9 protein-coding genes are annotated in these 10,513 nt (G+C 71.8%); 7 read left to right on the forward strand and 2 right to left on the reverse strand.

All coding sequences use genetic code 11. From position 1 onward, the window contains the following. Positions 1 to 12 precede the first annotated feature (12 nt). The 3 genes from L942_RS04545 (at position 13) to L942_RS04555 (ending at position 4,439) form a co-directional block, all read left to right on the forward strand. Entirely contained in the window at positions 13 to 1,020 is a 1,008-nt protein-coding gene (locus tag L942_RS04545; protein WP_081654936.1) for an ABC transporter substrate-binding protein, read from the forward strand. A gap of 4 nt (positions 1,021 to 1,024) precedes the next feature. Then, positions 1,025 to 3,106 (forward strand): iron ABC transporter permease, encoded by a 2,082-nt coding sequence (locus L942_RS04550; protein WP_037355265.1) that lies wholly within the window; start codon positions 1,025 to 1,027, stop codon positions 3,104 to 3,106. A 130-nt stretch (positions 3,107 to 3,236) separates the two neighbouring features. After that, complete coding sequence (locus L942_RS04555) at positions 3,237 to 4,439, forward strand: FAD-dependent oxidoreductase (RefSeq protein ID WP_037355267.1); 1,203 nt, start codon at positions 3,237 to 3,239, stop codon at positions 4,437 to 4,439. Between the two features lie 377 nt (positions 4,440 to 4,816). Here the strand turns inward: L942_RS04555 and L942_RS04560 are convergent, their stop codons facing one another. Continuing rightward, complete coding sequence (locus L942_RS04560; RefSeq protein WP_051165718.1) at positions 4,817 to 6,343, reverse strand: choice-of-anchor A family protein; 1,527 nt, start codon at positions 6,341 to 6,343, stop codon at positions 4,817 to 4,819. A 187-nt stretch (positions 6,344 to 6,530) separates the two neighbouring features. Here L942_RS04560 and L942_RS04565 point away from each other — a divergent pair, with 187 nt between their 5' ends. Beyond that, positions 6,531 to 7,202: a FadR/GntR family transcriptional regulator gene (locus L942_RS04565; protein WP_037355269.1), complete on the forward strand. Its 672-nt coding sequence runs from the start codon at positions 6,531 to 6,533 to the stop codon at positions 7,200 to 7,202. Continuing rightward, entirely contained in the window at positions 7,199 to 8,005 is an 807-nt protein-coding gene (locus L942_RS04570; RefSeq protein WP_037355271.1) for an ABC transporter ATP-binding protein, read from the forward strand. The genes L942_RS04565 and L942_RS04570 overlap by 4 nt, the downstream gene beginning before the upstream one ends. Before the next feature lie 53 nt (positions 8,006 to 8,058). On the opposite strand, the gene L942_RS04575 is transcribed toward L942_RS04570, so the two are convergent. Beyond that, a complete protein-coding gene (locus L942_RS04575) occupies positions 8,059 to 9,282 on the reverse strand; it encodes an MFS transporter (RefSeq protein WP_037355273.1) in 1,224 nt (407 codons plus the stop codon). Between the two features lie 107 nt (positions 9,283 to 9,389). Here L942_RS04575 and L942_RS04580 point away from each other — a divergent pair, with 107 nt between their 5' ends. Both L942_RS04580 and L942_RS04585 read left to right on the forward strand, forming a co-directional pair. Continuing rightward, entirely contained in the window at positions 9,390 to 10,295 is a 906-nt protein-coding gene (locus tag L942_RS04580; RefSeq protein ID WP_037355276.1) for a LysR family transcriptional regulator, read from the forward strand. An 80-nt stretch (positions 10,296 to 10,375) separates the two neighbouring features. After that, on the forward strand, positions 10,376 to 10,513 hold a 138-nt coding region (locus L942_RS04585), incomplete at its 3' end, for a peptide-methionine (S)-S-oxide reductase (RefSeq protein WP_037355278.1).

The following is a 10,513-nucleotide window of genomic DNA, read 5'->3' on the forward strand; positions in this document are numbered from 1 at the left end:
GAAGGAAAACCCGTGTCCAGTCTGTTCTCTCGTCCTGCCCGCAGAACGGCCCTGGCGACCGCGGCGGTGTTCGCCGCCTTGGCGCTCGCCGCGTGCGGCACCACCGAAGCGCCCGCCGCCGGGGACCAGCCCGCCGCCGCGAAGCCGTCCGGCCCGGTCCGTCTGACCGACGAACGCGGCAAGGTCGACCTGCCCGCCCCGGCGGCCAAGATCGTGTCTCTGGAATGGGGCCTCACCGAGAACCTGCTGGCGCTGGGCGTGAAGCCGATCGGCGCGGCGGACGTCAAGGGCTACAACACTTACGACCAGGTGATGCCGCTCGCGGAGTCCACTCCGGACGTCGGCACGCGCGGCGAACCGAGCCTCGACGCGATCGCCGCGCTGCACCCGGATCTCGTGGTCACCACCACGGACCTGCCGGAGAACGTCATCGCGCAGCTGTCGAAGCAGGCGAAGGTGCTCACGCTGCGCGGCTCGGATTCGGCCGACCCGATCGGCTACCTGCGCAAGACCGTGACCACGCTGTCCGAGGCCACCGGAACGCAGGAGCAGGGCCGCGAACTGCTCGCCGAGTTCGACGCCAAGGTCGCCGAAGGCAAGAAGAAGCTGGCCGACGCGGGCAAGGCCGGGGCCAAGTTCGTCATGGCCGACGGCTCCTCGACCTCCGGCACGGTCACCGTCCGGATGTACACGAAGGGCTCCTTCCTCGGCGCGGTCGCCGAGCAGCTCGGCGCCGCCAACCAGTGGACCGGCGAGGGCGACAAGGACTACGGCCTCGCTCGGACCGACGTCGAGGGCCTGACCAAGATCACCGACCCGGCCACGACGTTCGTCTACGCCGCCAACGCCGCCGAATCCGACGTCTTCGCCCAGGACCTCGCGGGCAACGCGGTGTGGCAGCAGCTGCCGTTCGTCAAGGCCGGCAAGCTGCACCGGATCCCGGACGGCATCTGGATGTTCGGCGGCCCGAAGTCCGCGATCGCCTACGTGGACGCGCTCACCGGCGCTCTCACGCGCTGATCCGATGACCGCACCCGCCCCCGCGCGCGTCTCGCGGCTCACCGCGTCCGTCGTCTTCCTGACCGGGATCGTCGCGCTGCTCGCCCTTTCCGCCGTGCACCTGCTGCAGGGCACGTCGCACGTCGGACTCGGCGAGCTCGTGCGCGCCGTTCTCCCCGGCACGGACGACGACGCGCGCAGCCAGGCGGTGGCGGTGCTCGTGGCCAGCCGGCTCCCCCGGCTGGCCGCTGCGCTGCTCGTGGGGCTGGCGCTCGGGTTCGCGGGCTGCGTACTGCAATCGGTGGCGCGGAACCCGCTCACCTCGCCGGACACTCTCGCGGTCAACGCCGGTGCGTACGTCTCGGTGGTCGGAGTCGCCGCCTTCGGGATCTCGCTTCCCTTCTACGCCAACGGAATGGTCGCCTTCATCGGCGGTCTCGCGGCGGCCGGGCTGGTGCTGCTCGTCGCCCGCAGCAGCAGCGGCGGAGCGGCCCGGCTCGTGCTCGCCGGGTCCGCGATCGCGCTGGCGCTGACCGCCCTCACGTCGGTGCTGCTGATGCTGTTCCAGGAACGGACCGCGGGCCTGTACGGCTGGGGCAGCGGCACGACTGTCCAATCCGGACTGCGGCAGGTTTCCCTTGCCGCACCGGTGATCGCGGTCGGCGTCCTGGCCACGCTTCTGCTCGCACACCGGCTCGGCGTGCTGAGCCTCGGCGACGACCACGCGCGCGTGCTGGGCATCGACGTCCGCCGCACCCGCACTGGTGCCGTCGTCGTGGCGGTGCTGCTTTCGGCGGTCGCGGTAACCGTTGCCGGACCGATCGGCTTCGTCGGCCTGTGCGCTCCGGTGATCGCGCGCCTGCTGGCCAGCCGCGTGCCCGGACTCGGCAAACATCCGCTGCTGCTGCCGCTCGCCGGACTCACCGGGGCGCTGGTCGTGGTAGCCGCCGACGTGCTGCTCCGCGCGCTCGTCCCAGCGGACAAGGCGGTGGCGGTGCCGACCGGCGTCGTGACCACGCTCGCCGGCGCGACCGTCTTGGTTTGGCTCGCGCGTCGGCAGCCGTCCGGAACACCGTCTGCCCGCGGCACGCACGGCACCGTCCGGTCTCGCCGTTGGGTGGCCGCGACCGGCGTCGTGCTGGCGGTCGCGCTTTTCGGCGCGGTGCTCGCCGCGCTCCTGCTGGGCGACCGGATCGTGCTGCTCGGCGACGTCCTGAACTGGCTGCGCGGAGTGTCTGGCACCGAGGTGTCGTTCGCGCTCGACCTGCGCTGGCCGCGGCTGCTCGCCGCACTGCTCGGCGGGGCGGCGCTGGCCGTCGCGGGCGCGCTGGTGCAGGCGATCTGCCGCAACCCGCTGGCCGAACCGAGCCTGCTCGGGGTGACTCCGGGCGCGAGCGTCGGCGCGATCAGCGTCGTGCTTCTGGTGCCCGGCATCGGAATCTGGCCGATGATGGGGGCGGCGACCGTCGCCGCGTTCGCGACGTTCGCGCTCGTGCACTGGCTCGCCGCCGGGCGCGGTTCGGCCGGCCGCGGCGTGTCGTCGGACCGGCTGGTGCTGGTCGGCATCGGCGTCAGCGCGGGCGCGCAGGCGATCACGACCCTGGTCGTGGTGCTGACCTCGCCGTGGAACGCGAATCTCGCGCTCACCTGGCTCGCCGGATCGACCTACGGCCGGGAGTTCAGCCAGGTCCTGCCGGTGCTGGCGTGCCTGGTGATCGCGCTGCCGATCGCCCTGTCGAACGCGCGGACGCTCGACCTCGTCTCGCTGGACGAAGACGTGCCGCGCGTCCTCGGCGTCCCGCTGGACCGGTCCCGCCTCGCCTTCGCCGCACTCGCCGCGGTGCTGACCGCGGCAGCCGCGTGCGCGGTCGGCGCGCTGGGCTTCGTCGGACTCGTGGCCCCGCACGCCGCACGCGCGTTGGTCGGCTCCCGGCACGCGCGCTCGCTGCCGGTGGCGGCCGCGCTGGGAGCGGTGCTGGTGTGCGTCGCGGACACGCTGGGACGCACGGTCCTCGCCCCGACCCAGATCGCGGCGGGCCTGGTGACCGCGCTGATCGGGGCCCCGTACTTCGGCTGGCTGCTGTGGCGCAGCCGCGCGAACGCCTAGCCGAACCAGGTGCCCGTCGCTGCGAAGCGCCCACTCAAGGTGCAATGACTCACTAAGTTGTACTGTTGCACTTTTTGTATGGTTCCACTTATGCTCGGTGCGGACCACACCGGCACGAGAGGGGAAAACCATGAACGAGACACCGCGCATCGCGATCGTCGGCGGCGGCCCGGGCGGGCTGCTCGCCGCGCACGTCCTGCACCGGCACGGCCTCGGCGCGACCGTGTACGACGCCGACACCGCCGTGGACTCCCGAGACCCCGGCGGCACGCTCGACCTGCACGCCGACAGCGGGCAGCTCGCACTGGAAGACGCCGGCCTGCTGCCCGCCTTTCACGCGCTGGCCCGCGCCGAGGGCCAAGCCATGACCAGACGCGACCACCACGGCACCCTGCTGAAGGAGTTCGTCCCCGCCGACGACGACACCGCCGCCCCGGAAATCGACCGCGGCCAGCTGCGCGGCCTGCTGTACGAACGGCTCGCTCCCGGCACCGTCCACTGGGGACACAAGCTCACCGAGGTGACCACCGAAAACGGCGTCCACCGCTTGCATTTCGCGGACGGCTCCACAGTGGACGCCGACGTCGTGATCGGCGCGGACGGCACGTGGTCGAAGGTGCGCCGCCGGCTCACCGACGCTCGGCCGGAGTACCTCGGAGTGTCCTTTTTGGACGTCCGGTACGACGACGTCGAGACCCGGCACCCGGAGATCGCGGCCCTGGTCGGCCACGGGCAGCTGTTCACCGCCGACGGCGCTGGCCGGGCGGTGATCGTGCAGCGCAACAGCAACGGAGTGATCCGCGGCTACGTCGCGTTCCGCGCCGAAGAGGATTGGGCGGCACGGGAAGGCGTCGACCTGGCTGAGCGCGCTTCGGTGCGCGAATTCCTGCTGCGCGAGTTCCGCGGCTGGGGCGCGAAGGTGCGTCCGCTGCTGACCGACAACGACGGCGACTACGTGGCCCGCGCGTTCACCGCCCTGCCCGCCCCGCTGACCTGGGAACGAGTCCCCGGCATCACCGTCCTCGGCGACGCCGCGCACGCAATGGCCCCGTTCGGCGGGCACGGCGCGAACCTGGCGCTGCTCGACGGTGCGGAACTGGCGCACGCGCTGCACGAGGAGCCGGACGTCGAAGCCGCGTTGACCCGCTACGAGACCGCGATGTTCGCCCGCACCGGCCAACTCGCCGCCGACGCGAACGCGGCGCTGCGGGAGTTCTTCGCCGACCGGCCCGACGGTGCTCCGCAGGACGTGCCGGACCGGGCGGAAGAACTCCGCGCTTACGAGACTCGGGCCGCCGAATACCGCGCCTCGCGCACGCCCGCGGCCCGCTAAGCCGTGCGGGCCACCCTCACGGCCAGCCAAACCCCCGCGCGGCCCGTGCGGGCCACCCTCAAGGCCAACCAAACCCCGCGCGATCCGTGCGGGCCACCCTCAAAGCCAACCAAACCCCGCGCGATCCGTGCGGGCCACCCTCAAGGCCAACCAAACCCCGCGCGATCCGTGCGGGCCACCCGCACAACCCACCACGCCCGCCGAAATCCGTGCGAGCCACCCTCACGGATTCTGCTTCCCGCAGGGTTCCCCTCACGGCCTTCGCCGCCATCAGGGCACCCGCCCGAGCGACCGTCCGGGTGCACGCCGGTCCGAGCTGTCCGTGAAGGGCTCCTCGAGGGAATCAGCGTCCCTCAAGGAGCCCTTCACGGCGTTCGTCAGGAGCGCTTGCGGCGAACCGCCACCGCCGTCACCAGCACGCCGCCGATGAGCAGCAACGCGCCGCCGCCGATGAGGTAGCCGCGGATGTCCGCGCCGGTCGAGGCGAGCGGGCCCTGGTCGGACGGGCCGGCGCCGGGGGCCACGCCGCCGGAGTTGCCGCTCGTGGTCGTGATCGGGGCCGGGACTTCCGCGGACGACGAGCTGGACGTCGCCGGGCTCGTGCTGCTCGCCGAGGACGTCGGCTGCGAACTCGAGGACGCGGCGCTGGACGACGTCTGCGACGGGCCGGTCGGCGTCGGGGAACTGGTCGAAGACGTCGTGGAACTGGTGGCCGTGGACGACGTCGTGCTGGTCGGCTCGGTCGTCGTGGAGGAAGCCGAAGTGGTGCTGGACGTCGGTTCCGTGCTCGACGTCGTGGTGCTCGACGTCGTGGTACTCGACGTGGTCGACGTGGACGTCGCGCTGGTCGGCGTCGCGGAAGTCGTCGTCGGGGCGGTGCAGTCCGGAAGATCCCCGGTGAACGGATAGGCGTGGAACTCCTGCCCACCAGCCGCTCCATCGGACGTGTGCAGCAGATTGCCCGCGGTGAAGAACCGCCCGTTGGTGCCCGAAGCAGTGACCGTCGTGTCGCTGGCCGGGTTGCCGACCAGCACGCTGCCCTGGAACTGTGCCTGCCCGGCGATCTTCACCTTCGCCGCGTCCGGGAAGTTCCACAGCAGCTTCTCGCGCAGGTGGTTGATCGGGTCCTGGTCGGCGAGGTCGCCGGTGTAGGTGTTGATCACCCGGGCACCGCCGACGAGGTTCACCAGGACGGTCGCGCCCGCCGGGATGCCGGCGAACTCGAGGCCCTGCATGGCACCGCCGGGGCCGGTGAGGTCGAAGTCGACGTTGAACACCTGCAGCGCGGATTTCCCGTCGCCGGTGAACAGCGTGCGGTAGCCCTCGTTCTTCGCCGTGCCGGTCGCCGCCGACTTGCCGTAGCACGTGCTGGCTTCCTGCAATTGCGGCCGGAGCTGCTTGTACGGATCGGCCGCGTTCGGGTCCTGCTTCAGCGTGCCCGTCACAGTGCCGGTGACCGTGCCGCCGTACCGCACGACGCCGCCGTCGGCGAGCAGCCGCTGGTTCGGCGCGACGGTGACGTCCTTGCCGGTGGTGAGGAAATCGGCGCCGTCCGGCGGGGGCACGCGCGAGCCGACGCCCGCGATGCCGACGTTGTAGACCGAGGACGCGCCCGCCCGCTTGGCCATGTCGAAACCGCCGAGCACGACGACCCGGCCCTCCGCCTCGGCGGCGCCTTCGCGCACGAGGAAATCGCCGCCGGCGAAGACGTTGATGCCGTTGTCTCGGCCCGCGAACGGCCCGTTGTTGACCGGCGGGTACTTGCCCGGGCAGGCGTCGCCGACGCACGGCCCCAATCCCCCGGGCAACGGAGCGGCGCTCGCGCCGGGACCGGCCACGAACGCCACCGCACACACCGCCGCGGCGAGAGCTCCGCCCACGACGGCCATTTTCCTGGCACGCATGCGGCCGATCTTCACCCGTACCGCCCCATATCAGGCAGCGGAAACACCGTAACCCACCCGAACGGGTCAGAAAAAGGCGCACCCCTCAGACAAGTAGACTAGTGACGCTCCACACTCGACACCCCGCCGCCCGAATGTCCCGCAGTAGCCTCGCTCCCGCAGCTCCGCCCGACCAGAAAGCCCTCCGATGCCCCCTCTCGTGCACCGGCACCCGCTCGCCGCACAGGCCGCCGAAGTCCTTCTCGGACGCATTCGCGCCGGCGAATGGCCGCTGGGCCACAAATTGCCCGGGGAAACGACTTTGGCCGCGCAACTGGGCGTCGGCCGTTCGACGCTGCGCGAAGCGATCCGCGAATTGGCGGGCAAAGGCGTGCTCGATTCCCGTCAGGGCGCCGGCGTATTCGTGACCGCGCTCGACGTCTCCGAGGATTGGGACGCGGTGCTGCGCCGCGCCACCGTCGGCGCGGTGATCGAGGCGCGCATCGCCATCGAGGCGGAAGCCGCCGCCCTCGCCGCGCACCGGCGGACGCCGACCGACCTGCGCGCGATCCGCCGCGCGCTCGCTGCCCGCGCGATCGGCGACCCGGACATCGAGGCACTGGTGGACACCGACACCGCGTTCCACCGCACGGTGCTCGTCGCCGCGCACAACGACGTGCTGATCGAGTTGTTCGACAGCTTCGTGCCGCGCATCCACCGCGCGATGACGGACTTTCTGCGCGCCCGTCCGATCACCGCCCCCGAAGAGGACCAAGCCGCGCACCTGGCGCTCGTCGAAGCGATCGCCGACAAGAACGCGTCCGCCGCCGCGGAACTGAGCCGGGCGCACCTGACCGCCTTGAAGGAGGCACTTTCGTGAGCGAGGTCGTGCTGCAGCTGACCGACGTGGTGTTCCGCAGGCAGGGCAAGGAAATCCTGCACGGCGTGAGCCTGACCGTCCGGGCGGGCGAACACTGGGCGCTGCTCGGCCCGAACGGCGCCGGGAAAAGCACGATCCTCGGTTTCTGCGGCGCGGTCACGCATCCGACCAGCGGCACCGTCGACGTCCTCGGCGGACGGCTCGGCCAGGTCGAGCTTCAGGCGCTGCGCCGCAGCATCGGGCACGTCAACCCGCGGCATCCGCTGCGTTCGCCGCTCACCATCCGGGAGGTCGTGCTGACCGGCGTCACCGGGAGCATCGACACGCCGCCGCGCTGGCAGCCCACCCCGGCGCAGGTCGAGCAGGCCGACGAACTCATCGCCCTGCTCGGCCTGGCCGGCAAGACCGGCGAACGCTGGCCGACGCTGTCCCAAGGCGAACGCGGCCGGGCCCTGATCGCCCGCGCGCTGATCAGCGACCCCCGGCTGCTGCTGCTCGACGAACCGTCTACCGGCCTGGACGTCGCGGCCCGCGAGCAGCTGCTCGAAACGATCGACCTGCTGACCCGCACCCATCCGCGGCTCGCGTCCATCGTGGTCACCCACCACCTCGAGGAACTGCCGGAAACGACGACGCACGCGCTGCTGATCGCGGACGGTTCGGTGATTGCGTCCGGACCGATCGACCAGGCGGTGACGACGGCCAGCATCAGCCGGGCGTTCGGCCACCCGATCCGCGTGGACCGGCACGACGGACGGTGGAGCGCCCGCGCCGCCCGGACCCGCTCCACCGAAGTCGCCTGACCCAGCTGCCGGTGGCTTCGGCGGTACGTCCGCACCGCCGAAGCCACCGGCCATCAAGCTGTCCGCAGCACCCGCCAAGCGGAGAACGCCAGCAACACCAGCTCCGCCGCCGAAAAACCGACCAGAGCCAACGGACTCGGCACCCACAGCAGCGTCATGCCGACCAGCAGCACCGGCACCACCAGGCCCGCGTAGGCCGCGAGGAAGATCCCCGCCAGCACCTCGCCCCGGGACAGCGGATCGGCCAGCGCCGCCACCGTTCCGACCGCCGCGCGGAACCCGAGCCCCATCCCGCTTCCGGCGAGCACCGAGCCCACCAGGAACAGCGTCAGCGAAGGCAGCAACGCGGCCGCTGAAAGCACCGCCAGCCCGACCGGCATCAGCACGAACCCCAGCCGCAGCTGGGCGCGGGACGCCATCGACGCGAAGACCACCTGCGCCACCGCCGCCGCGCCCAGCATCGAGCCCGCGGTGACCCCGGCGAGCATCCGGTTGTGCTGGTGCAGCCCCTCGGCGAGCAGGGTCGGCGCGAGGGACATGAACAGTCCGGTGATCGCGAACGCGGCGAACACCCCGATCGCCGCGCCGACGAACGCCGGCCGCGCCCCGGCGGGCAGCGACACCCGCTGCGGCCGGTACGCCGGACGCTCCTCGCGCCGCTCGACGGTCTCCGGCACCAGGCACACGCCGAACGCCGCCACCAGCAGCACGATCAGGAACACGACGAACGTGCTGGTCAGCGGACCGTCGATGTACTGCGCGAAGACGCCGCCGACGATCGGGCCCAGCCCGAGGCCGCCCATGTTCACCACGGTGGCGATCAGGCCGGAGCGTCCGAGGTCTTGGTCCGGGCGGGTCACCGCGCGCAGTTCCGACAGGTGCGCAGTGGCGGTGGCCGTCAGCGCACCGATGCCGACGCCGCACACGAAGCGCGCGATCAACAGGCCCGGCACCTCCGGCCAAAGCAGGAACAACACCGCCGACAGCGCCTCGGCGAGCGTCGAGGCGAGGATCACGCGGCGGCGGCCGAGCCAGTCGCTGACGTGCCCGGCGAGGTAGAGGCTGGCCATCACACCGACCGCGTACGCCGCGAAGACGACGGTGACCAGGAACGTCGGAAACCCGTCCCGCTGCTGGTAGAGCGCGTACAGCGGGGTGGGCACGGTGGAGAACGCGAGGCACGCGGCGAACGCGAACGCGACGACCCGGAATCCCCAGCCGTGGCTGACGCGCCAACCGGCCGGGGCGAGGGAAGCGGGCGGAGCTGTGGTGACCATGTCGACCTTCCGAGCGGGAACCTACCCCTGAACGATCCCTCGCCCGACTCATCAAGTCCAACGAAAAGTCTTGGTCACAGTTATCGTGATCCACGATAATTCGACCTATGGATACGCGGCAGTTGGAGTACTTCGTGGCGGTCGCCGAGGAGCTGAGCTTCACGCGGGCGGCGCAGCGGCTGTTCGCCACGCAATCCACGGTCTCGGCGACGATCCGCGCGCTGGAGACCGACCTCGGCGCGACGCTGTTCGACCGGTCCACCCGCCGGGTCGCGCTGTCGACCGCGGGCATGCTCTTCCTGCCCGAGGCGAAAGCGGCGCTGGAATCGGTCGAGCGGGCCCGCGAGGTGGTGCAGCAGGCGTCCGCCGGTCTGCGCGGGAGCCTCCGGATCGGCACGCTGACCAGCATGACCGCCTTCGACCTGCCGGTGCTGCTCGGCGCGTTCCACCGCAAGCACCCCCTGGTCGACCTGCACCTGACGGTGTCCGTCACCGGCTCGTCCGGCCTCGCCGACGACGTCCGGCACGGCCGCCTCGACGTCGCGCTGCTCGGCCTCTCCCGGGCCGAACTGGGCGGTCTCGACGCGACGCTGCTGGCCAGCGTGCCGTACTACGCCGTGCTGCCGGCGAGCCATCCGCTCGCCGGGCACGAGTCGGTCGCGCTGCCGGAATTGGACGGCGAACTGTTCGTCGACTGCCCGCGCGGGTTCGGAAACCGGATCGCGGTCGACCGGGAATTCGCCGCGCTCGGGCTTTCGCGCCGGGTGGCCGTCGAGGTCGCCGACATGCGGACGGTGCCGCGCTATGTCGCCGCCGAGCTCGGCGTCGCGGTCCTGCCCGGCACCGCCCGGCTGGACCTCCCGGGCGTCGTGCCGATCCCGCTCGCCGACACGTCGCTGACCTGGCCGCTCACCGTCGTCGTCTCCGCGAAGCGGCCGCCCTCCCAGGCCCTGCGGACGCTGCTGGACCTGTTCGTCGCCGCGGCGGCGGAGAGAGACATTACGGAGTTCTGACCGGGCCCCCGGCGACCGGAATAGCGACCGGCTCCGCGGCGTCCTCCTGTACACGGACTCCCTCGACGGAAGTGAAGGAAATGACGGAAAAAGCGATCCTGGCCGGCGGGTGTTTCTGGGGCATGGAGGAGCTGTTCCGCCACCAGCCCGGCGTGACCGCCACCCGCGTCGGCTACAGCGGCGGCGACGTCCCCCACGCCACCTACCGCAACCACGGC

The organism is Amycolatopsis orientalis DSM 43388, assembly GCF_000411975.1.
In the GTDB taxonomy this organism is placed as follows: domain Bacteria; phylum Actinomycetota; class Actinomycetes; order Mycobacteriales; family Pseudonocardiaceae; genus Amycolatopsis; species Amycolatopsis orientalis_D.